This is a genomic window from Pedococcus sp. P2_E5 (assembly GCF_056403895.1).
Map to the genome: position 1 here is coordinate 1 of NZ_JBFUEP010000044.1, position 22,519 is coordinate 22,519.

The following is a 22,519-nucleotide window of genomic DNA, read 5'->3' on the forward strand; positions in this document are numbered from 1 at the left end:
CAGAGTTGGGGGCGCAGCGGCTCGCGCCCAGAGTTGGGGGCGCAGCGGCTCGCGCCGCTGCGCTGGTTCGGGGCGGTGGATGCGTTCGGGCTGGCATGCCGGGTGGCGGGCGCGGGCGAGCAGGTCACCAAGCGCGTTGGGGCCGTGGTCGGCGATCCAGTCCGCGGGGTCGCGCCCGTCGGGGAGGTCGACCACGCGGACCGGGTGGCCGAGCCGGCCATGCAGGAGGTCGACCCAGCGGGCGGCGCCTTCGCGGCCGGCGGCGTCACCGTCGAGCGCAACCAGAACTGGCCGTCCCGGTGAAAGGGCGGCGACCCGGTCGGCCTGGGTGGGGGTGACCGCGACTCCGGCGGCGGTGCAAGCCATCACCGGAATCCGGGTCGCGGCCGCGGCGGCGGTAACGGCCAGAGCGTCCATCGGTCCTTCCACGACCAGGACTGGATCGTTCGTCGCGGTCAGAGGTTGCGGGCTGTAAAGCATGGTGGCCTTGTCGAAGACCGCGGTCCGAGTGGGGTTGCGGTACTTCGGTGCCCGTGCGTCGCCGGTGGTGTCGCGGCCCAGGAACCCGGTGATGCGCCCGGCCTCGTCGCGCACAGGTACGACGAGCCGGCCACGCATGGTGTCGATGAGGGTGCCGCGGCGGGTGGCGTGGGCGAGGTCCAGCGCGACCAGCTCGTCGGTGGCGACGCCGTGGCGGGCCAGGTGGTTGGTCATGCTGGCCCACGCGGTCCCGGTGTGCCCGACCAGCCGGTCACCCCGCACGGTCTCCGCCGGGTGCAGGTCGATGCCGCGGTAATGACGCAGGTAGGCCAAGGCGAACGCGTGGTTCACCGGGCGCGTCCAGTGTTCCCACGCAAGGAGGTTCACGGCATACGCCCGCTCAACGGGCACGTCCACGAAACGGTGACCGGTCTCGGGACGCTGAGTGACCGGAGAGGTGGTCGGTGCGATCGGTGCGTGGTCCAGGTGCTCGACCGCCTCACGGAAACTGAGGCCGTGCAGCCGGGCGACGTAGTCGATGACGTCGCCGGAAGCGCCGCAGCCGAAGCAGTGGAACCGGTCCGGGACGCCGCCCACGGACAGGGACGCGGTGCGGTCGTCGTGGAACGGGCAACAACCCATCAGGGAGCGACCCGTTGGGTGCAGCTCGACACCGGAGGCGGCGACGACGTCCTCGATGCGGTGCCGGGCCCGAAGCTGGTCGATGTCGACCCGGGTCGCCGCCCCGTGGCCGGTCACAGTTCGGCTCCCCTGCTCGGGGTCGTGCGCCGGCAGGCGTCACGGGCCAGGTCGCGGTCGACGCAGGCGGCGATAACGGCGTACTCGTCCCACAGCTGGTCGTAGGCGTAGAGCAGCCCGACATGGCGGCCAGCCTCGCGGCGCCACGAGATGCGGATCGACCGGTTCGGGCCGAGCCAGCTGGCCAGGTCCTCATCGGTGCCGACGCGGCCGTGCCGTGCCTGGAAGGTGCGCGGACCCACCCAGTCCAGTCCCAGCCGCCCTGTGCCGGCGTGGCGGACGGCCTGCAGCGCAAGCCGCAGCAGCTGGGGCGCGTCACACCCGCCGCTGGTGAGCCCGTCGGTCAATAGGTTCCGCACCTGGTCCGGGTCTCGGCGGGTCCCCTTGGTGAGGGTGAGTGCGACCACGGTGAGGCAGGTGTCGCGGATTCCCAGCTGGTACTCGTGATCCGCGGTGTCGCGGACGTGCTCCTGGGCCATGACGGCCAGTTGGAGCAGCAGCGCCTCGTATGGGTGTTGCTCGTCCTGTTCCAGCAGCGTGTCGGGTTCCATGTGCCGCGTGCCTTCCCGCGCGACCGGGTGTCGCGCCTCTGGAAGGTTTACGGCTCGCTCGGGGCACCACCGGCAGCCTCAGACGCCGGAGGGCTGAAGAGTGGGTCGCTCGGGATCGGGTCGGTGCTCGCGAGCAGCGCACTGTGTCAGGGCGCCCAGGTCGCGCAGGAACGCGAGGGCGTCACGCACGGCGCGCAGCCAGTCTATAGCGGCTGTGGGGGGTGCCGTGCCGACAAACGCACCGCGTTCGTAGTCCCGCAGTGCGGCGAGGACCTCGACCATGCCGTTGTGCCGGTCCCAGCACGGTGGCAGCGTGCGCACATCCATGGCGAACCGGCGCGTGAGCGTGTCCACCCACGGCGCGAGGTCGTCGAGGAGCGTGCCGCGGGCGGCGTGGGTGAGGGTCGGCACGTGCACGGGGCCGCCTACGAAGGGGTTCGGGGACGGGCCAGCCGGCCGGCTGGCATACCCGTCCGTGGGCGGGCCGGTCACGACGACACCACTGGACGCCGCGGCATGGAGCGGGCCTGGGCCTCGGTGGCGTCCCGATCCGCCTCGAGCAGGTGGGCGTCGCGGCGGCGGGTCCACGGGTGCATGGTGAGGGCGATCGCCGGCGCGGCCCGCATGAGCAGGATGGCGGTGCCGAACGGCAAAGTACGAAGCTGCGCCGGCTCCAGGATCGGGACCATCGTGGTGGAGGTCGACGTGCTGCGGCGGCCGTCGCCGCCGCGGCTGGTCGAGGTGGTGGCGCGTTCGCGTTGCCCGATCAGGCGCGAGAGGTCGTCCAGGTCGCGGGCGTTGGAGCCGCCGCCGAGGATGACTTTGACGATGGCGGCGTCCCAGATCGCGGAGGCGGCGTGCTCACCCCACACGTGTCGCGCCTGCGCCAGCGACTGCAGCACGACGATGGTGGAGATGCCGGTGCCGCCGCCCTCGGACATCAGCGCCGGCAGCGACGGCAGCGGGTAGTTGGCGGCCTCGTCCAGCACCAGCGACAAGGGCGGATCCAGGCGCGCGCCCGGCGAGGCGGCGGCGCTGCGGCGGGCCGCCTCGACGACGTCTTCGACGAATGCGGCGACGATCCCCGCTGTCGCCGAGGCGCCGGTGGAGGTGCCCAGCAAGTAGACGGTGCCGCTCTCCCGCAGGAACACCTCGGGGTCGAACTGCTCCCCCGGCTCCGGGGACAGGGCCTCCAGCACCGTCGGGTCACCGAGCGCGGAGAACGCGATGGCGACCATTGCCCAGATCGAGTCGCGCTGCCGCGGGTCGGCCGACAGGATCGCCTCCAGGGCCTCGCTCCACGCGTGCGCCGCGTCGGGGTGGTTGGTGAGGATGTGGACCGCGTCGTGGGCCTTCAGCGCGGATAGGGACCACCGGTACACCTCGCGCGTCGACCGGTCACCGAGGGCTGCGGCGTGCAGCAGGCAGCGGACCGCCTGCTCCGCCGAGGCCTGCCAGAAGTTCGCGTCCGTGGTGCCGTCCGCGGCGCCGGCGGTCAGCGCCTTGGCGCGGATCATCGCCACATGCGGGTCCTGACAACCCCGGATCGGTGACCATCTGGTGGAGGTCGGTATCCCGCGGGCTAACCCTTGAGGGTCGAACACGGCGACCGGACCGGCCGCCGCGCGGCGGCGCAGCGTCACAGAAAGGTTGTCGGGACGGGTGCTCGTGGTCACCACCGCGCCCGGCGCGTCCAAGATCAACGGGATCGCCAAATGAAGCCCCTTGCCCGACCGCGGCGGACCCAACACCACCACCGAGTCCTCGATTGAGGCGAAACACTCCACCCCCTTCGCAACGCCGATCCGGTACCCCACATCGCCAGGCGCCGGTCGCTGGCCGGCCGGCCGCAGGGTCCGACTGCGCCGCATCAGCTGACGGCGACCCGCAACCCTCACCACCTCGCGCCGGCTGGCGCAATCCCGCTCGACATCACCACGCGACCGGCCCGCCCGTCCTGGGCGGGCGCGCCCAGCGCCCAACATCAACGCGAAGCCCACCAGCCCGCACAACAGCGCCACCATCGGCCGGACACCGACGTCCAATGCCGCCAATCCGAATCCGTCCACGTCGCCTCCAGCGTTGATCGCTCTGAAGAGGAAACGCGGCCAGCGGGGCACGTTCGCGAGCCCAACCCAGAGCGCGCACGAATCTCGTGCGCTGCGACGCAGCAACGAGACACCGCGGTGCACAGTGGTCGCCGACGATCCCGTCCTCGTCGTCCCCAGCGGCCCACGCTGGCACCGCAGCAGTAGCGTTCATCTCCCAGCGCGCAGAGCCGCAAGACAGGCAATCCTGGGAAGATCGGCGCGGTCGGCGAGCCCCGCTTGGTGGCGGAAAGCGCAGTGATATCGGCGTGACAGCGGATGGCGATGGCGAAACAGGTCGTGCGGATTGACGCGAGCTCAGGATTTCGAGTGCATCGTCGGGGCGTTCAGCCGCTTCGGCATGACGGCGACCGTGGCGTTGAGCTGCAGCTCCGGCGCACACAACGAGGGTGATGCCAGCGATGTACACGGCTGCTGGTTTCTGGTGCAAGAACGAGCAGGCCGAGGACGGCGCCGATGGCCGGGTCGAGGGCCATCAGGGTCGCGAACGCTGCTGTGGTCATTCGTCGCAGGGCTAGCAGTTCGAGGGCGAACGGCAGGACGGGCAGCAGGAGTGCCAGTCCTGCAGCGCAGAGCAGGACGCTCGGCGGGATGTGTCCGGTCGCTTTGGGGGATGCCAATGGTTGCGACGGTGAGGGCGGCGATGGGACTGGTGATGGACAGTCCGGCGAGGGCGGTGAAGCGGTCGCCGAGGTGCTAGGTGAGCACGATGTAGGCGGCCCAGCCGAGGGCTGCCAAGGCGGCGAGGCCCACGCCTGCCGGTGTGGGTGTCCGTGCCCTGGTTCGGTGAGCAGGATTACTCCAGCTAAGCGGAGCTTGAGACGAAATCGAGCGCCTCGACTGGGTGAGCGACCGCCCCCTACGCCGTCCGCGCAACGACGCCAGACCAGTCCAGTTGCGGACCGCCGCCCGCACGCTGCGAAATGCCGCACACTCACGGCACTTGAACTGCTCGGCTCGCGGGCTACTGAGCTGCCTCGTAGGCCTTTAGAACATCCGCACTGATCCTGCCGCGGTCGCTCACCTGATACCCATTGTTCTTCGCCCATTCCCGCACGGCGGTGAGGTTAGTGTTTGACTTTGCCCGAGATGAAGAGCGACCGGCCTTGCCACGACTGCTCCGCCGGCCCTGTTCAGTCGCCTTCGCGATGTAGGGCTTAAGCGCCTTCTCCAGAGCCGCCTGGTTCTTCGCGCTGAGATCGATCAAGTAGTTCTGGCCGTTAAGACTGAACGAGACCTCTTTCGCGTTGGTCGAACCGTCGAGGTCATCGGTGATGGTTACCGTCGTCTGTTTCGCCATGGGGAGAATGATTGCGCGTATCGGTTGGGATTGCTAATCGACCACCGAAATTGGCTGCCGCCGCACCCGGCGCTGTCGTAACCCTCCGAGATGCCACCAACACGTTCATTCCCAGGTAGGAGTGCTGGGCGCGGTCTCTGTCGCTGGCGCCTTCCGATTTCCGTGAACCCTCATGGCTACGGCGGAGCCGAGCCGCAAGGCAGCGGTATGAGGCAGACATGCCCGGTGGCCCTACCCACGGCCTCGCGGAGCTCGGACGCTCGCGAGAGACCTATGGTTCCTACATGGTCAATGGGCGTGACCCGCAGGACGAGCAGTTCCTACAGGTAATGGCGCTTCACAAGTACTTCCTCAACGCGGACTTCCTGCGCGAGCTCTTCATGCGTCGGATCAAGCGTGACGAGTCGCGATCCGAGATCGACCCTGTCACGTCGATGGACGACATGATCGCAATGAGCCTGTGGTACGCCACGGTCTACGTCGTGATCGAAGGATGGCGCAAAGCCAAGCTTGCCGATCCCGAGCTTGACGAGCTCTTAACCGATGAAAAGGTCGAGAGGCTGCGCCGCTTTCGGAATCAGATGTTTCATTACCAACGCGAGTACGATAATCCCAAGCTTCTTGAGTTCCTGGGGACGAGCCATGCTGAGGCTGAAGCGGCGACAGATTGGATCAAGCGCATTCACGCAGCACTGGGTAGAGCGATCGAAGAGGCGGCGCAGGATTTATTGGACCGCCGGGGGCGAGGCGACGTGTTGGCCACACTCACCCTGAGGGATCAGCAGTCACTGGGCTAAGTAGGGGGCTCCAGCAGACCAGAGCCGGCGGAGACACAGGACCTCTAGGACCCGGCTTGAACTGCTACCCTCCCAACGCGGCGGAACGACCCACTCATCGCGGCGGATCCGCGGCTTTTCCTGAGGGCCAAGGAATGACGCTGGCTCTCGGGTGCTTGCCATGGAGGCGAGCACCATCTCGACGATCCTGTGATGACGACGGGCGCAACCGGTTTCAGTCGGTGGTTGCAGTTAGGGTCAAACTCCCGTAAGCCCGCTRGTAACGAAGTTGCTCGCAGGAGTCAAGGAGCCTGATGGTCCGCACGATGTCTTCAGCAGAGTTTGCCCGCGTGTTCACGACGCGCGGGCCTCGTGTCGCGTGGTTCCTGGGTGCAGGGGCTTCCGCGTCGGCGGGGGTGCCGACCGGCTACGACATGATTTTGGACTTCAAGACGCGCCTGTACGCAGACGCGACGAACTTGACCCGGCGAGAGCTGGACCCGTCTGACCCATTGTGGCGCGAGCGCATCAACGAGTTCTTCAATAATCAGCATGGATTCCCGTCGACAGATGACCCGAGCGAATACAGCGTCGCGTTCGCCGCTGTGTACCCAAACCTCACTGACAGGCGCGCATACATCGAGGAGCAGGTGCGACGGGGAACTGGCTCGTACGGCCATCGCGTCTTGGCCAGTCTGATTAGCACGAAGAAGGTGCCGGCCGTCGTCACGACCAACTTCGACCCGTTCATCGAGCGTGCCACAGTCGTCACCGATGAGCTGCTCCCTGCCTCCGAACGCGCACACGTCACGATCTCCGCTATCGACAGTGCCGAGCGTGGAGAACGCGTCCTGGCGGACGGTGCATGGCCGCTCCTCGTGAAGCTTCACGGCGATTACCAAGAGGTCGCGCTGAAGAACACTGCTGACGAGCTCCGAAAACAGGACGACCGGCAGCGGCGCACCCTGATTGGGCTGTGCCAGCGACTCGGGCCGCTCGCCGTCGGCTACAGCGGCAGGGACGACTCCGTAATGGAAGCACTCGAGGAAGCGGTTGGGGCAGGTGCGTTCCCAGGAGGCGTTTACTGGGCTCGCAAGCCCGGTCAGCCTCTGCTCGACTCCGTGACCCGGTTCCTCGAGCGCGCCGAAGCCGCCGGAATCGACACGGCACTCGTCGACGTCTCGACGTTCGACGAACTGGCGGGCGAGCTCGCTCGTGGCGCAGACCTTCCGGCGCCACTCGTCGAGCACATCGACGCGCGTGCGGAGCGACCTGCCGCTATCCCGGTGAAGCTGCCCACCGCGGAAGCAGCTCAGTTCCCCGTCCTGCGATGCTCGGCACTGCCCATCTTGAAGATGCCCGACACCGCTCGGATGCTCACCCTGCAGAAGTCGTGCACTCTCGAGGAGTTCCGTCAGCGGCTGGGCCAACACAACGTGCGTAAGCACACCGCTTTCGCCATGCACGGCACCAAGGTCACCGCGTTCGGGCGCGATGCCGACTTCTTAGGCGCCGCAGCCGATCTGGGCATCCGAGTAGACGGGCAGGTGCCTCTGGATCCGCTGACCGATTCTTGGGCGGTCGGTCTACTGGTCGATGCTCTTGCTGGATCTCTTGTGCGCGGTAGGCCGCTTCGTCGGCGTCATGTGCGTGGGCTCCACGCGGTGCTGGCAGCAACTCCGCGGTCGGGCGGCGAGGAGAACGACTTCTCGAGGAGGACGCGAGACCAGTTCGGGGCACTGCAGGCGGCATATGGAGGCAACCTCACTGGCAACCTTCCGAAGCTCGGTATGGCGTACGCCGAAGGCGTGTACCTCCGTCTCGAGCATCGAGCCAACCACTGGTGGTGCGTGTACGAGCCGTTCACCTGGGTCGACACGCCCAAAGACCCTCCGCCTGAGGTCGAGCGCGCAGCGGCGGACTGGCGTCGAGAACGCTGGGCCGGGCGGTACAACAAGACCTGGGCGAACATCATCGACGCGTGGGCGACGTTGTTCACCGCAGGTGCGCAGACAACGGTCCGGTCCACGAAGCTGACCGACGACGCTGGCGGGGTCGCGGCTGAGTTCGTACTGTCCCCGACCACCGGGTGGGCACGCCCTGCGGGCGTGCTCGCCGATTACTCGGGAGGCCGCTCATGAGCGGGGCTCAGAGGCGTGCGCCGGCGCACCTTCCGCCGTACAGCACCCTGCAGGAGCCCTATCTTCTGTTCGACGCCAACCGAGCAGACGCGGTCGACCAGCATCCGCTGCGGGGTCTCATCGCGCACGGCCCGTACAGCGAGCAGGTCCTCACGAGGTTCACTCCAGCGGTCCGAATCGCTACCGTCGGCCCAGCTTCTGGCGCAGAACGCGTTCGCAAGCTCCTCAGCAGTCTCCGCAGTGCTCACCAGGCTGCTGACAAGTCGCAGTACACGCCCGATTACCCGGGCTTCGGCCAACTGTTCAAGGCTGACCTTGTGCCCGCGGCCCCGGCGGGATGCCACATCAAGTGGCCTGAGCGCGTCGGGGACCTGCCGGGCGAGGGAAGTGGTGCCGAACGCCTTACGCAGGCGTTCAACGCAGCGTTGCAGCAGCTTGAAACACAGCGCGGCGAGTTTGAGCTCGTCACGATTCATCTCCCTGACAGCTGGGACCCGGTCACCCGCGCGAAGGATTTCGACGCTCACGACGTTCTCAAAGCCCTCGCGGCCGCGCGCGGAATCCCGACTCAGGTCCTCAACGACGCCACGTTCGACTTTGGCTACGTCGCCCAGAGGTCCTGGAGGCTCGCGATCGCGTGCTACGTGAAAGCTGGCGGAGTGCCGTGGAAACTCGCTCCGGTGCCAGGTGTGCCGGAAGGTACCGCGTACATCGGACTCGGGTACGCCTTCCGCGGCGACCCTCGAGAAGCCCGCTTTGTGACGTGCTGCTCCCAGGTGTTCGACACCGACGGTGGAGGTATGCAGTTCGTCGCCTACGAAGCCCGCGACCCGATAGCTGGCGACCATGCAGATGCCCGCCGCAACCCCTACCTGAGCCGCGACGACATGCGGTCGGTCCTGGCCCGAAGTCTGCGCGTCTACCAGTCAAGGAACGGCGGCTCCATCCCGCATCGAGTGGTGCTGCACAAGACCACCCCGTTTCGCGAGGACGAGATCGCCGGAGCCAAGGACGCGTTCGCCGCGGTGCGAGAGGTGGAGTGCATCGAGCTGACTTCGAGCACCTCTTGGCGAGGTGTGTGGCTACAGGCGTCCCAGCGACCCGGGCAACGGAGCCAGCCCGACGGGTACCCCACGCCACGAGGCGTGCTTCTGCCAGTCTCTGGGACTGAAGCTCTGCTGTGGGCTGCCGGGAACGCCCCAGGCGTTTCGCCTCGCGGAAACTACTACCAGGGCGGGAAGAGCATTCCTCGACCGCTGCTCCTGCGCCGCCACGCTGGTTCTGGTCCGCTCGAGCTCGCCGGCAGCGAAGCGCTGGCGCTGACCAAGATGGACTGGAACAACGACGCGCTGTATGACCCGGTCCCAGTGACGATCCAGTACTCCTCACGCCTTGCCCGCGCCATCGCTAGGGGACCTATGCTCGGCGGCACCGAGTACCCATACCGCCTGTTCATGTAATCGGATGCTTGGTCCCCTGGCCGGCGTTCGCTTGCCTAATGCACTGCGCCGAGGCGTTCGCGACGTTGCACGACACATAGCCTCTTCGTACCTGACGGATATGGGAGGCATGCGAGTGAGGTCTATCGAAGAGCTAGTCGGTGCGGTCCGCAACAACCGGTCGCGCCAGCATCTCCTTGAGGCGACGACTGCGTACAACGCGGGTGCGTTCAAGGCCGCCATCGTGTCGCTGTGGGTCGCGGTCGCGGTCGATCTTGTCGCAAAGGTCCGGCAGCTGGCCGAACAGGGTGAAGCTGCCGCGGTGAAGCACATCGCCGATCTCAACCTTGCCATCGAGACGACGAACACCCAGCAGCTGATGAAGTTCGAGAAGGAACTCCTGGATGTTTGCCGGGACACCTACGAGCTAATCGACGCCCGCGACCACGTCGCGCTTGTCCGACTGCGCGACGACCGCCACATCTGCGCCCATCCGGCGTTCGTGTCCAGCGAGGAGGTTTTCGAGCCGACCGCCGAGATCGTGCGTGCGCATATAGCAACGGCCGTGGACTCGGTTCTTCGGCATGGCCCCACCGCTGGGCGGAAGGCCATCGAACGGTTCACCGCGGAGACCAAGGGTGTCTCTTGGTTCGCGACAACGGCAGAGCTTGGTGCCTACCTAAGGAGCCGGTACCTCGATCATGGGAAGAGCGCGTTGAAGACGAGCCTCGCGAAGGTCGTCGTGAAGGGATGCATCAACCCTCCGGAGAACAACCACCTTGTGTGGACTCGTCTCGGTCAAACGGCGAAAGCTCTGGACCAGGTGGCGCCTCCGTTGCTCGCTGCCGCCCTTGAGGCCGTGGTCGGGAAGGTGGAGGCCGGTAGTGGACTGACTGACAGCCAGCTTGGCCAGTTCATCGGCTCGCTTGGAGACCTGCAGCCAGCGTGGGCCGTTATCCCTGATGCGTCAATCCCGCGGTTCGAGAGCGCGGTAGTCAACTTCGACGTGCCTTTCCTGACTCTGTGGCGGACCCTGTCCGTATCGAACGCGCCGGAAAGCGTCCAGAACGCTGTCGCCGCCCGTGTCAGCCAGCTCGAGGATGCCGAGCTTGCCGCTGTCATCGCCGGCGCGCCGTCGACCGTGCTGCTTAACGAAGCGCTCAACCGGTTAGGTGAGACCTGGAGCTGGCGCACAGCCGACTACCGCCTCGCTTACCTGGTCCTGCCGCAAGCCGACCTATTCACAGGCGCAGAGGTTCGACGGCTTCATGACGCGCTCGAGCATTCAAGTGACGTGAGAATGGCGTCCGGGACTCCGCCGACACTCGAGCAGCTCTGGGAGCGAACCCGGCACCTCCCAGGTGTGGTGCCGTCCTGGCGCGACATCGCCGCTTATCTGGAGGCCAACGCCCCAGATGGCGACACGGAGGCCTACTACGGGTATCCGCAGCTGCGGGCGCGCATCGCCGGAGGGGCCTGACTTCCGCCGCCGCAGCCCTAGGACTGATTGCGGCTCGCGCCTCGAGTGCCACGAGGGTGATGTGGCCGATGTCGGCAACGTGGTCGACCAGGTCAACCAGCCGCCGTCATTTGGCATGCGGAGGGTTGCTGCGACCTTCTGGTCGCTCTTCTCCCTGGGCGTCAGCAGGTGGACGCTGCCGAACGCGGTGGTGGCCACTCGGCCGAACCCGGTGGTGGCCACTCGAAGGACGTCCTATGACCGTGATCTGCCCGGTCCATTTCGATTATGCAACCTAGACACCGACGAAGCACTGGGGCGACAGGGAGTGCTTTGGCTCCCGCGTGGCTGAAAGTGACTGCCCAGGTACATGCCGCCGGAGGGACCGTCAAGGGTCGTGCGACTCAACCCTCAGCCGCAACACCGCACCCCGCAGGGTGCCCGTCGGCAGCCAGTTTCCCTGACACAAGACGGACCTCAAACCTCAGGCCCTTCGCGAAGACCGCATCCTGGCTGAGATCCACGTCACCGCAAGCGATGTCCGCCGGATGTGTGCGACCTGTTCGGCCTGACCGTCTCAGCTGCGCAGCGATACGCGAGCACCCTCGCGCACCCCGACCTCGACCCCGACGACGCTCCGGTTCCCCAATCCCGACAACCACGTAGCGTGCCGCACGCGAACTACACTCGGATTCAAGCGATTTCGCCTCAAGATTCGCGGAACCCGTTGGGGTTCAGTCTCATGCGCGAGTCTGTGTCGAAGATCCCGGACTCACCGGCGGTGGGGGTGTGGCGCACGACGAAGGCGTGGCTGCCGACGCGCCAAAGGCCCTCTCCTCGTTGGAGATCCGGGAGCTGGTCGCGTTCGGCGGTGGTGAGGCCGAGCTGGATCGCGGCGTGCGCTGCTTCGCTGACCTCTTGCTGGTAGACGATCTTGGTGGAGCAGTCGGCCAGCAACCCACGGGCCAGTGCGCGGGCTTCGGAGCCGTGGTCGCCGACGGCGTCCAGGTCCGACAGGCGATGCACAATGAGCAGGTTCGCGATGCCGAGGCCGCGGGAGAGCTTCCACTGCGACTGCATGCGGGCGAGCAGGGCTGGTTGGCGCATGAGTCGCCAGGCTTCGTCGTAGATGACCCACCGCTGTCCACCGTGGGGGTCGGTGAGGGCTGCTTCCATCCAGGCTGAGGCGCAGGTCATGAGCATGGCGATCATCTGGTCCGATCCCTGCACGCGGGACAGGTCGAGTGTCACCATGGGCAGGGTGGGGTCGAGTTCGACGGTGGAGGGGCCGTCGAACAGGCCCGCGAGGTCGCCGGCGACGAGTCGGCGCAGCGCGTGCCCGAGGTGGCGGCCGTCGTGGGCGAGCTCGCCGACGGTCGCTCCGGGTACGGAGTCGCGGGGTTCCAGGATGGCCTGCACCACCAAGGGGAGGGTCGGTTCGGCAGCGGCCTGGATGGCGTTGTCGAGGGCGACGTCGAGGGCGGTGTGTTCAACCGCTTGCAACGGCCGGCCGAGTGCCGATTCGGCCAGCGATCCCAGCAGCACCCGCCTGCGCAGGGTGGCTTCGTGCCGCCATTCCTCGTCGCTGGCCGCGGAGCCGCGGGGGCCGGGGTCGAGGGGGTTGAGCCGGTGGGGGGTTCCGCCGCCGAGCTGGATCGATGCTCCGCCGACCGCGGCGGCGACCGCCGTCCACTCCCCTTTGGGGTCGCCGGGTACGTACACGCGACGGCCGAGGGCAATGGAGCGGGTGGCGATCGACTTGGCCAGGAACGACTTGCCCTTGCCGACCACGCCCGCCAGGACGCAGTTGGGGTTGGTGAGCACGCCGGTGCCGTACAGGACCCAGGGGTCGAAGCAGAAGCCGCCGCCGGACCAGGCGTCCTGCCCGATGTAGACCCCCTCCGAGCCGAGGCCCGCTTCGGCGAGGAACGGGTAGGCGCCGGCGACGACGTCGGAGGTGGCCCGGTGGGTCGGGAGCCGGAACGGGCGCAGCGACCTGCCCGCCTCTGGACCGGTCTCGCCGCGGGCGGGCACGTATGCCGCAGCGTCGGCGTCCCTTACCGTCTCGGGCGGCCGAGGCGCCGCCCCGTTGCCGACGCGCGCCGGGGCGCCATGCCGGCGCCCCGGCATACCTCGCCGCTTGCCAGGGGTCGAGTAGAAAGGGCTGGGCCTGGTCATCGGGCGACCTTCCGGGCCAGGGGCAGCGCGGCCGCGGTGAACGCGCGCGCCTGCTGCCCGAGCAGGCGCTGGGTTTCGCAGCCGGACTGGATCGCGGCCCGGGTGATCTCGGCGACGGCGGCCTCGAGCGCGTCCCGGGTGGGGGCGGTGATGGTGAGCATCCCGGTGAACCGGATGTCGGCGTGCCCGGCGACCAGGGCGCGTTCGCGGTCGAGCACGTCGGCGGCCTCCACCGAGTCGGACAGGTCGGCGAGCACGCCCATCTTGGCCTTTTGCGCGGCGTCGGTGGCGTACTCGACCTTGGCGCGGCGGATGTCGCGCATGGCCTCATCGACCGGGACCGGTTCGTAGCTGATCGACAGGGTCTTGCGGATGGCCGGTTGGAAGATGAGGGCGTGGAGGAAGAACGGCGGCGCCGCGGTCTGGGGCCACTCCTTGACCCACAACACCGCCGAGTAGGCGGTGTCGTGCCGCAGGTGGTCCCAGTGCTCGTCGACCGCGACCGGCCCAGCGCCCTCGAGGCGTGCCGGGATGCGGTCGCCCGCGCCGTAGCCGGGGTCGTAGGCGGTGCGCAGCGTTGCGGCGAGGTCGGCCTCCCCCAGCCAGGTGTCGAGGATGAGGTCGGCGGCGCGCAGGTTGGCCTCGAACGAGGTCATCTCCTGCTTCAGGAAAGCCGCGGCTGCGCGCAGGCCGCGGCCGGACTGCCGGATGTGGGCTCGGGCCTTGCGCAGGTCCAGCGATAGTGCGACCAGGGTGCGGTGGGTGGCGGCGGCGGGTACGACGGTCGTCATGAGCTCCTCGTACTCCCGCACGGCCCAACCGTCGGGATCCCCGGCGCGGTGGGTCTGCCACCAGCCGGTGATGCCGCGTCCGGCATCGGGAAGCGAGATCTCCAGCACCTGGACGCGGGTACCGCCGGTGGCGGCCAGGTGAGCCAGGGCGCGGGACCAGCCGTGCACCCGGCGCGCCTGCTCATCCGGCGAGAGGAGCACGAACGCGGGATGCCGCACGAGCGCGACCGCGGTCAGGGTGTGCTGGTGCGGGTCGTGCAGCATCGCGGTGCCGGTGCCGGTGCCGGTGCCGGTGCCGGTGTCGGGGTCGGGCAGGAACCGCAGCGCGGCGACGTCACCGGGTAGTGCCAGCGTGCCTGCGGGGCGGGGGCGTTCGGGGCGGGCGCGGTAGCGGGTCTGCCCGGTGCGGGCGCGCCACAGGTAGTGTGCCGCGGTGGGTGCAAGCTCGATGAGGGTCTTGCCGCGCCAGCGGACCAGAGCCGCAGCGACCGCGCCTGCCCACAGCGGCATGGTGAGCGCGGCACCGGCGGATCCGCCCGCGAACAGGGAAACCGCGAGCACCGCGGCGGCCACGGCAAGGCACACCAGCCGGGCGGCGGAGAGCCCGAGGAGTATGCCGCGCTGGGGCAGCCGGGAGAAGCGCACCGCGGCGGGCGGCGCCGCGGTACCGGGGCGGGTGTCGGTCAGGGTGTCGGTCATGCTCGTGCCTCACTGTCGAGGGGGCGGATGGTGCGGTGGCTGGAGCTGCGGCGCACCGGCGTTTGGGTCTGGACCCGTGGGCGCCGATGCTCGATCGGCTTGCGGGCTCGACCCGGAAGGTCTCGTGGATTGGCTGGAGGCGGCGGGCCCAGTTGAGGCCGTGGGCGTGGCCGATGCTGCGACTCGGCCACGCTGCTCCGCGGCCCCAACCGGGCGGCTCTGGGCGGATCCGTCGCCGTGGGCCTCGCCCGGGCGGGGTGAGTTGTCGAGGGCGCCGGACGCGTCGGCGCGTTTGGCGGGCCCACCGCCGCCGCCGGCCGCCATGCCGAGGGCGACACCGCCTGCAGCCCCGACACCGGGAACGAGTGCACGGGCGGTCGATGTCAGTGCGAGGACCTTCTGCGGGGCGCTGATCACGGCGCGGGCGCCGCTGGAAGAGTGGATGGCGCTGACGTGGGCGGCGTGCAGCGCCTCCCCGGCGAAGGTGCAGGTCTTGATCGCGATCCACGGCGCCAGGCCGCCCAGCAACAAGACCAAGGCGCCGCCGACCATCTGGGTGGTGGCTTGGGTGGCACCGTCTGAGGCCTGTCCGGCGCCGTCGAGGACGGCGACACCAATGGACAGAATGATAACGAGCAGCAGCTTGCAGACCACCATCGCGACGACGAACTCGATCCAGCGCCGCACCCAGGCTCGGGAGAAGTCCGCGACCGCGCCGGCGAACGCGATCGGCGCCAGCACGGCGGCCACGAGCAGCATGAGCTTGCGAGCCAGCATCGCCGCCCACACGATCACCACCGCGGACAGGATCACCAGGGACAACAGCAGCACGGTGGCCGGGTTCCCGGTACTGGACAGCCGGATTGCGGTGAGCTTGGCACCCAGACCGGAAATGTTGGTGCCCATCGTGGCCTGGACGACACCGGCGCTGAGCGCGTCGACCGCGGTCAGCAGCGCTTGGGTGGCTGCCAGGGCGAAGGTGGTGCCGATGGTCGCGACGACGAGTCCGGACAGGGCGCGGCCGAGGGCTCCGGCTTCGCGGCGCAGTATCCCGCGGATCACCTGGATGACGAACAAGCCCATGCAGATCACCCCGGCGATCGCGCCCGTGATAGCGAGCTCGCGCAGCAGTTCCGGCGAGCGTAGGTCGAGGGTGGTGGCGTGGTCGATCTCCTTCCACAGCCACACGGTGGCGTGCTCGGCGGCGGTGCCGAAGTACCCGGCGATGTGGGTGAACGTCGACGTGGCCGCGGCGTTGGCCTGGTCCGCGACGGCGTTCGACACCACGCACAGGGGGTTGAAGGCGTTGGGGCCGGTGCAGCTCATGACGCACTCACCGGGATGGCGGTGTAGGTGATCACCGCGACGACGCCCCACGTGGGACGAACCAGTGGACCCTCCAAGTTGAGGCTGGCCGAGACGCTGAAGGTCTGCGTCTTGGCGCCGGTCCGCCTGATCACCGTGGCACTCACCTGCCGAGCTGTGATGCCGGGGTCGGTGATGCGCCCAGCTTGGACGGCCCCAATCCACGCCGTCGGTTCCTGCACCCGCTCGACCGTGGCGGTGTCGACGGTTCGGGATGCCCCGAGCCGCGCCCACTCGGGAGCGGACGGCACCGGCGGCGGGCCGTCGGTCGCGTCGGTGACGGACCAGACGGCGAACCGGTCCCGTAGGTCTTCCGGCACGAGCCCGATGACGAGCGGTTCGGTCGTGGTCGCGGACTCGGCCTGCACCCAGCTCAGGTACTCCTCGCGGGGACTGGTGTAGTCCCGGGTCAGGAGACGGCGGACGAACTCGGCGGCGTACAGGTCAGGCTGCTGGGCGGCGGCGCCGGTGATGCGGGTAGCGGCTGGAGCGGCTGGGTAGCGCGGTGTCCTGGCGATGGCCGCCACGGCGTCGTCGACCTCCCGCCCAGAGGAGGGTGGCGGAACCGCGCGGTCAGCCCCTGGGCTCGGCACACTCGTAGCAGGCGCCGGAACGGCGGAGCGTCGGTCCGCGGTGCTGTTGGTGCGGGTGAGCAGGCCGGGCACCGCGACCGCAAGGGCGAGCAGGCTGACCACGGACCCCACGTACAGGCCGCGACGCCCGGCGTGCCGGCGGGGCGGCAAATCGAGGTCTCTCATCGGATCGAGGCTCCGGCGTTGTTGAAGAAGGTGACGATCGTGTTGGCGGCGCCGATCAACAGGGCCGCACCGCCGGCCACGAGGACGCCAGACTTGCCCTTGCCCGCCACGTGCGGGTTGGAGGAGTGCGCGCCGATCGCCCACGCGGAGGCGGAGATGGCGACCCCAGCGACCGCGGCGATCAGCCCGAACGTGAGCATGGCGCCGACGATGGACTCCAGCGCGGCCAGCCCGGGCAAACCGGTGGTGTTGGGTTGGATGTCGATGGTGGGTGCCGACATGGCATTTTGCCTTTCGCAGCTGCGGCGGGCCGATCCCGCGCACGTATCTGGTGTACGGGCCTCTTGGGGCACCATCGGTCGGCTCGTTCACGCGATATGCCGGATCGTGGAGACGCCGCCGGAGACGTAGGAGGACAGGCTCACGACCTTGACCACGTCCCCGGTCTGCGGCGCCTCCACGACCCGACGGGCGCCGATGTACATGCCGACGTGGCCCGGGGCGGCGGTGGTGCCGTCGCTGCCGGGGGTGAAAATGAGGTCCCCGGGGGCGAGGCGGTCCAGGATGGTGGCGGTGCCGTCGTGCACCTGCTCGTAGGTGGTGCGCCCGATCGTCACCCCGGCGGCTCGCCAGGCCGTGCTGGTTAGGCCCGAGCAGTCGTATGCCTTGGGGCCGGTTGCCCCCCACACGTACGGCTTGCCGAGCTGGGCCAGGGCGAAGGTGACCGCGACCCTCGCAGCGGGGGAGGTGTCGGCGGGCAGGGTGTACCCGGGCGGCAGGCCTGCGCGGACCGTGTCGGTGGGGCCAGCGCCGCAATCCGGTGAGGTGGCCACGATGGCGTCGACGATGCTGGCGGCGCGCTGGGCGTTGGCCAGGTAGTTGCCGCCGACGGTGTCGGACCAGCCGTTGACCTCGGTGGGGGTGCCGGTCCAGGCGGACCGCTGCACCCGTTGGGCCGCGACCCACGGATCGGCCCGCTGCCATCCCGGCAGAGCCRGGAGGGCGTCGAGGAACAGGTTGGTCGAGGCGACCGGGTCCATCCGCTGGGCGGCGGTCCCCCACCCGGGGCGCTGCTGGAACAGGCCCAGGGAGTCGTGGTCGTAACCGAGGCCCTGGTTGGGAAGCGTTGTGCCGTCGGGGTCGTGGGGGTTGCCAAGGATCAGCAGACTCGACTCGGTCATGGCGGTCATCACGGCGACCAGGGCGCCCCGGTGCCCGGCGCGGGTCGAGGCAGTGGCAACGACGGTGCGGGCGTTCCGTGCCTGGGCGTCGCTGAGCCCACCCACCGGGCCGGTGCCGGCGCACACCGGCACCGGTGCCGCCTGGGCGAGCGCACCCGCGACCGCGGTCAAGCCCACGACCCCCACGGCCACGGCACCGGCCGTCAGCGCAGCAGCCACGCGCATTGGTGTCATGGCGTGGGTACGGCCGCGCCGGGGCACCAACGCTCTGGTGAGGTTGCACTGTCGTGACTGTGCGAGACAGTGTCAGGAAGTCACAACCGTCAGGGAGGGTGCGATGCGAACCAGGCTCCGAGCCACGAAGCCCACCCCTGCGCCCGGCCCGGCAGCGCAGGTCGCGGCGGCTGATGCTCGCGCCCTCGCGCTGGAGCTCGGCGGCCTACGGTCACCCGAGCACGTCGACGTCATGGGGCTCGGCATCGTCCTCGAGAACGGGGAGAACGCTCACCGCACCACCTGGTGTTGGGTGCGGTGGCGCGTCGAGGGGCAGTGGAGCCCAGCCCTGTGGTGCCACGTCGTCGTCAGCGACCACCGGCTGCTGGTGCGGCTGCCCGACGGCACCCTCCGCTCGCAATGGTGGTCGACCCTGGTCGGGTTCGAGGCGGATCTGGTCGCCGGCCACGTGATCCTCGACTACGGCGATGGCCGGCCCCGGCTCTTCTCCGGACCGGAGGCGGCGGTGCTGGCGGTCGCCGGGGTGGCCATGCTGTACGGGGCCGAGGCGCTCGTCTCGCACCCTGCCCTGGAACCCATACGCTCCACGGTCACGCCGCCCTGAGTGCACCTGAGCCACAGCACCGTTCTAGCCCTCAATGGTGGTGGTCTCATTCGTCCAGCAGTCGCAGCTGGCGACGGGCGTAGGTCCGCTCCCCTTCGGTGACGTGGCGCTGTTCGCTGAAGATGCGCAGCAGTCCCGGCCAGCCTGAGGGACTCCCGGCGAGCAGGCGGTGCACCACTCGGCGGGCGCGCGGCTCGAGGCCGAGCTGCTCCAGCATCCGCTTGGTGCAGGCGCGCGAGTTCCCACCGGCGCGTTTGGCGGTCACAGTGAGGAGCGGGTCGGTCGCACCCCGCTGCGCCGCAGCCACCGCCCGGGACAGCAGGATGTCTGCTGCCGGCGCGACGATCCTCAGTCGGGGGTCGTTCTGCCCGAGCTGGAGTTCGTCCCGGATCCATTCGTCCATCGTCGTAGCCATCACCAGGCCTCCATCGGGTCGCGAGTCAGCCACTGCACCGCATCGCCGGGACCGACGCCCGTCATGCCGCGCAGGGCGTCGGCTTGCGCTGCGCGGGCGGAGCCGTGGTCGCGGCGCGTGGCGGCGCTGCGCAGGTGGGAGTAGAGGGCGTCTGGCGGCAGCCCGCGTGCCTTGGTCTCGTGCTTGAAGAGCCACTCCATGGCGCAGATCAGCTCCGCGGTGGCGTGGTCCTCGGTGACGGTGACCGCGGCCGTCGAACCGAGCGGGACAACCTGCGCACTGGTGCGGGTGCACACCTCGTCGCGGACGACCAGCCACAGCCGGTCGCGTTGCATGCTGGGCCTGTCGAGCCGCGGGCAGTCCAAGAGCGCTCGCATCACCGCCTGCGCCCTGCCTTGCTGTCTGAACGTCATCACTGCCTCCCCTGTCCCGGATGCGGACCAGCGCTGGTGCCTATCAGGCAAGGGCGCCGACCAGTGATCGGCAACCGAAGGCCAGCGTGCCTGTGGATGGTGCGACGGTTCGCTGGTTATCCACAGGTGCCTGCTGAGGTCTGCCGTTCACGGCGTCCATCCGCTTGACTAGTCATTGGCCGCTCTCGTCGAGCGACCGCCGCTGATGCGGCGCATGATCAGGACAGCCGCTGGGGCGGGGACGCGATAACCGCGCCGTGGGACGGTTCGGGACGTCCGGCGGCGCGGCACATGAGAGAGCACGTCCCGGACGGGGCAGGGAGGAACGGGATGGCGAACGAGCGACTGCGGGCGGCGCTGGTCGGCGCGCACCTGTCTGTCGGAGGCCTCAGCGAGATCGTCGGGGTGGACCCCAAGACCGTGGAACGGTGGATCAGCAAGGACCGCGTGCCGCATCGCGTTCACCGGATGGCGGTCGCTAGCGCGGTCGGCAAGGACGACGGGTTCCTTTGGCCCACGGCGGTTTCGGAGGCGCAGCGGGGTGAGACGAGCCGCGAGGAGCTCGTGGGCATTCACCCCAGCCGTGGCGCCATCCCGATGGCGCTCTGGTCCGGCCTGCTCGCCCAGGCGCAGCGGCAGATCGACATCCTCGCCTTCGCGGCCACGTTCCTGCACGACGCCGTGCCGGATTTCGACGCCACCCTCGCGCAGCGGGCCGCGGACGGTGTCCAGGTGCGGCTGTGCCTGGGCGACCCGGCCTGCGACGCGGTGCGGCTGCGCGGCCTGGAGGAAGGCATCGGGTCCTCGCTCGCCGACCGGTGCACCCTGGCCTGGAAGTACTTCCGGCCCTTCCTCGACGAGCCGAACATCGCGGCCCGCATGCACGAGCAGACTCTCTACGCTTCGATGTTCCGGTTCGACGACGACCTGCTCGTCAACACCCACGTCCTAGGATCCGCCGCCGGCAGCTCGCCCGTGCTGCAGCTGCACCACCTGCCCGGTGGACGCATGTTCACCCACTACGTGGATGGGTTCGAGCGCACCTGGGACAGCGGCCGGGCGGTGGAGGCCGCCGACATCACGTAGCGTGACGGCCATGTCCCGAATCGACTACATCGACGACCCGAACGCGCCCGMCGCCAACAGCGTCGTGCCGTCCGTGACCGCTGTCGTCGAGGACGACCAAGGCCGGATCCTGTTGATCCACAAGACCGACAACAACCTGTGGGCCCTTCCCGGGGGCGGGCACGACATCGGGGAGTCCATCGCCGACAYCGTGATCCGCGAGGTCAGCGAGGAGACCGGCTACGACGTGAAGGTGACCGGCCTGGTCGGCACCTACACCAACCCGGGGCATGTCATGGCCTACGACGACGGCGAAGTGCGGCAGCAGTTCTCGCTCTGCTTCAGGGCCCAGCTGCTGGGCGGCCAGGCGCGCACCAGCTCCGAGAGCAAGGCGGTCGAATGGGTCGACCCGACCGACCTGCTCGACCTGCCCATGCATCCGTCCATGCGGCTGCGCATCCAGCACTACCTCGAGCACCGCGACCAGCCGTTCATCGGCTAAACCGCCACGTCGGACACGCCATGAAGCGTGTTCACGAACACCCCATCAGCTCACGCATCAGATCCGGGCTCGCCTGTCCGGGTGCTCGTGCAGGAACTCGGCAGGGATGCTACTGGGTCGTGCGGTCATCGCAGTGCCTCTCTTCGAGTGGGTTGTAGGAGATTCCTCGAATCACGCGGTGACCGCGCCCGCGTCTATGCCCGGGCCGTCACCACGCCGTACATCACTGTGCTAGACGCAACTCTGAGCGCACCACGGGCGTCGCATTACTGGCGCACCACCTGGGGCGCCCCGGACGCGACCTGGGGCGCACCACCCCGCGTGGATCGCCTTCCCGCTGCATGTCGGGGGCCGAGGGTACGTTCCACGCAACCACCCCACCCCGGTACACCAGGAGACCCGATGACCCTCAGGCGTGAACTCCAGAGCTCCTCCTCACCGTTGCGGGTGGCTCTGGAAGCGATGCTGCCTGACCTGGGCCGGCATGCGCGCGTCGCGTGGAAGGCGCAGATGAACGGTGCGGACGCCAGCTTCAACCGCGACCTGCCGCACACCCCGCTTGGGCATGCCATCAACGAGCGCATCGCGTGGCACTTCGCTGGGGTCGCCAGTCCGTTCCCCGGTCAGCTGATGCTCCTACTGGCTGGGGCGAACGCGGGCGTGCTCGAGGCCCTGGCCGCTGAGATGAGCGGCCCGTGCCTTGGGGTGGACGCTGACCGTGAGGCCCGTGTGGCGTGCCTGGTCGGGTTGGCCGACCAGGCGTACCGCATCAGGCGCATGGACGACCCTTGGTACGAGCCGTTGCTGGCGGCCCGGACTCTCGACGAGGCGCTCGCAGCTGTTGACCCGGCGTGGGTGGATGACGTCAACTCGACGATGCATGCCTCCCTTTCGGCGTTGGCTCCGCTGGCTGGGAAGACGCCGGTGGTGCGCGGCCCCTCCTTCGTCGGGTCGTCAGCGGTGGGTGGCGCCGATGGGGACCTCATCCTGGGCGGGTCGCTGGTCGAGGTGAAGGCGGTGCGTGATTCGGCTCTTGGGAAGGCGAACCTGCAGCAGGTTGTGTCCTACGCCCTGCTGGACTGGGACGACAACTACTCCCTCGACGAGCTGGCGATGCTGTCGGCGCGGCACGGGGTTCTGGTCCGGTGGCCGCTGGAGGAGCTCGTCGCTGCCAGCTCACGGGGTGAGTACGACCTGGCAGGTGCTCGAGCGCATCTACTTGAGGTGCTTGCCGCGGCCCTCGCCGAGTAGGCACCGCGCCGGACGTCTCGTCGAGCGAGCAGGCGGGCATTTGGGACTGT

The 22,519-nt window shown here is 68.9% G+C and carries 21 protein-coding genes; 8 read left to right on the forward strand and 13 right to left on the reverse strand.

Annotated features, from left to right (window positions below; all coding sequences use genetic code 11):
- From AC1DVZ_RS14890 to AC1DVZ_RS14910, 5 genes are all read right to left on the reverse strand, one after another.
- Positions 1–1,239: CHC2 zinc finger domain-containing protein (locus AC1DVZ_RS14890; RefSeq protein WP_477618987.1), on the reverse strand; the 1,239-nt coding region annotated here is incomplete at its 3' end.
- Positions 1,236–1,790, reverse strand: a complete 555-nt coding sequence (locus AC1DVZ_RS14895) for a hypothetical protein (RefSeq protein WP_477618988.1) — start codon at positions 1,788–1,790, stop codon at positions 1,236–1,238. The genes AC1DVZ_RS14895 and AC1DVZ_RS14890, both read right to left, overlap by 4 nt.
- A gap of 78 nt (positions 1,791–1,868) precedes the next feature.
- Entirely contained in the window at positions 1,869–2,207 is a 339-nt protein-coding gene (locus AC1DVZ_RS14900; protein WP_477618989.1) for a hypothetical protein, read from the reverse strand.
- Between the two features lie 71 nt (positions 2,208–2,278).
- Positions 2,279–3,910 carry a type IV secretory system conjugative DNA transfer family protein gene (locus AC1DVZ_RS14905; protein ID WP_477618990.1) on the reverse strand — a complete coding sequence of 544 codons (1,632 nt, stop codon included), beginning with the start codon at positions 3,908–3,910 and terminating at the stop codon, positions 2,279–2,281.
- Positions 3,911–4,862: 952 nt separating this feature from the next.
- A complete protein-coding gene (locus AC1DVZ_RS14910) occupies positions 4,863–5,198 on the reverse strand; it encodes a histone-like nucleoid-structuring protein Lsr2 (protein ID WP_477618991.1) in 336 nt (111 codons plus the stop codon).
- Positions 5,199–5,482: 284 nt separating this feature from the next.
- On the opposite strand from AC1DVZ_RS14910, the gene AC1DVZ_RS14915 reads away from it, so the two are divergent.
- From AC1DVZ_RS14915 to AC1DVZ_RS14930, 4 genes are all read left to right on the forward strand, one after another.
- Positions 5,483–5,995: a hypothetical protein gene (locus tag AC1DVZ_RS14915; RefSeq protein ID WP_477618992.1), complete on the forward strand. Its 513-nt coding sequence runs from the start codon at positions 5,483–5,485 to the stop codon at positions 5,993–5,995.
- Positions 5,996–6,288: 293 nt separating this feature from the next.
- The gene (locus AC1DVZ_RS14920; RefSeq protein ID WP_477618993.1) at positions 6,289–8,115 is read left to right on the forward strand and encodes an SIR2 family protein; all 1,827 of its coding nucleotides are present in this window, start codon (positions 6,289–6,291) and stop codon (positions 8,113–8,115) included.
- Entirely contained in the window at positions 8,112–9,575 is a 1,464-nt protein-coding gene (locus AC1DVZ_RS14925) for an argonaute/piwi family protein (RefSeq protein WP_477618994.1), read from the forward strand. Before AC1DVZ_RS14920 ends, AC1DVZ_RS14925 begins: the two co-directional genes overlap by 4 nt.
- A 115-nt stretch (positions 9,576–9,690) precedes the next feature.
- Positions 9,691–11,034 (forward strand): hypothetical protein, encoded by a 1,344-nt coding sequence (locus AC1DVZ_RS14930; protein WP_477618995.1) that lies wholly within the window; start codon positions 9,691–9,693, stop codon positions 11,032–11,034.
- Between the two features lie 687 nt (positions 11,035–11,721).
- Here AC1DVZ_RS14930 and AC1DVZ_RS14935 read toward each other — a convergent pair.
- From AC1DVZ_RS14935 to AC1DVZ_RS14960, 6 genes are all read right to left on the reverse strand, one after another.
- A complete protein-coding gene (locus AC1DVZ_RS14935; protein ID WP_477618996.1) occupies positions 11,722–13,191 on the reverse strand; it encodes an ATP-binding protein in 1,470 nt (489 codons plus the stop codon).
- Positions 13,188–14,681, reverse strand: a complete 1,494-nt coding sequence (locus AC1DVZ_RS14940; protein WP_477618997.1) for an SCO6880 family protein — start codon at positions 14,679–14,681, stop codon at positions 13,188–13,190. The genes AC1DVZ_RS14935 and AC1DVZ_RS14940 overlap by 4 nt, the downstream gene beginning before the upstream one ends.
- A 9-nt stretch (positions 14,682–14,690) precedes the next feature.
- A complete protein-coding gene (locus AC1DVZ_RS14945; protein WP_477618998.1) occupies positions 14,691–16,007 on the reverse strand; it encodes a hypothetical protein in 1,317 nt (438 codons plus the stop codon).
- Entirely contained in the window at positions 16,004–16,804 is an 801-nt protein-coding gene (locus AC1DVZ_RS14950) for a hypothetical protein (RefSeq protein WP_477618999.1), read from the reverse strand. The genes AC1DVZ_RS14945 and AC1DVZ_RS14950 overlap by 4 nt, the downstream gene beginning before the upstream one ends.
- Positions 16,801–17,085, reverse strand: a complete 285-nt coding sequence (locus AC1DVZ_RS14955; protein WP_477619000.1) for a DUF6112 family protein — start codon at positions 17,083–17,085, stop codon at positions 16,801–16,803. The genes AC1DVZ_RS14950 and AC1DVZ_RS14955 overlap by 4 nt, the downstream gene beginning before the upstream one ends.
- 87 nt (positions 17,086–17,172) lie before the next feature.
- Positions 17,173–18,219 (reverse strand): C40 family peptidase, encoded by a 1,047-nt coding sequence (locus tag AC1DVZ_RS14960; RefSeq protein WP_477619001.1) that lies wholly within the window; start codon positions 18,217–18,219, stop codon positions 17,173–17,175.
- A 103-nt stretch (positions 18,220–18,322) separates the two neighbouring features.
- On the opposite strand from AC1DVZ_RS14960, the gene AC1DVZ_RS14965 reads away from it, so the two are divergent.
- Positions 18,323–18,823, forward strand: coding sequence for a hypothetical protein (locus AC1DVZ_RS14965; protein WP_477619002.1), 501 nt, complete (start codon positions 18,323–18,325; stop codon positions 18,821–18,823).
- Between the two features lie 46 nt (positions 18,824–18,869).
- Here AC1DVZ_RS14965 and AC1DVZ_RS14970 read toward each other — a convergent pair whose 3' ends face one another.
- Positions 18,870–19,226 carry a hypothetical protein gene (locus AC1DVZ_RS14970; protein ID WP_477619003.1) on the reverse strand — a complete coding sequence of 119 codons (357 nt, stop codon included), beginning with the start codon at positions 19,224–19,226 and terminating at the stop codon, positions 18,870–18,872.
- Positions 19,227–19,237: 11 nt separating this feature from the next.
- Positions 19,238–19,651 carry a hypothetical protein gene (locus AC1DVZ_RS14975; protein WP_477619004.1) on the reverse strand — a complete coding sequence of 138 codons (414 nt, stop codon included), beginning with the start codon at positions 19,649–19,651 and terminating at the stop codon, positions 19,238–19,240.
- 330 nt (positions 19,652–19,981) lie between these two features.
- On the opposite strand from AC1DVZ_RS14975, the gene AC1DVZ_RS14980 reads away from it, so the two are divergent.
- From AC1DVZ_RS14980 to AC1DVZ_RS14990, 3 genes are all read left to right on the forward strand, one after another.
- Positions 19,982–20,737: an XRE family transcriptional regulator gene (locus AC1DVZ_RS14980; protein ID WP_477619005.1), complete on the forward strand. Its 756-nt coding sequence runs from the start codon at positions 19,982–19,984 to the stop codon at positions 20,735–20,737.
- Between the two features lie 10 nt (positions 20,738–20,747).
- A complete protein-coding gene (locus tag AC1DVZ_RS14985) occupies positions 20,748–21,218 on the forward strand; it encodes an NUDIX hydrolase (protein WP_477619006.1) in 471 nt (156 codons plus the stop codon).
- A 402-nt stretch (positions 21,219–21,620) separates the two neighbouring features.
- Entirely contained in the window at positions 21,621–22,469 is an 849-nt protein-coding gene (locus AC1DVZ_RS14990) for a hypothetical protein (protein ID WP_477619007.1), read from the forward strand.
- Positions 22,470–22,519 lie beyond the last annotated feature (50 nt).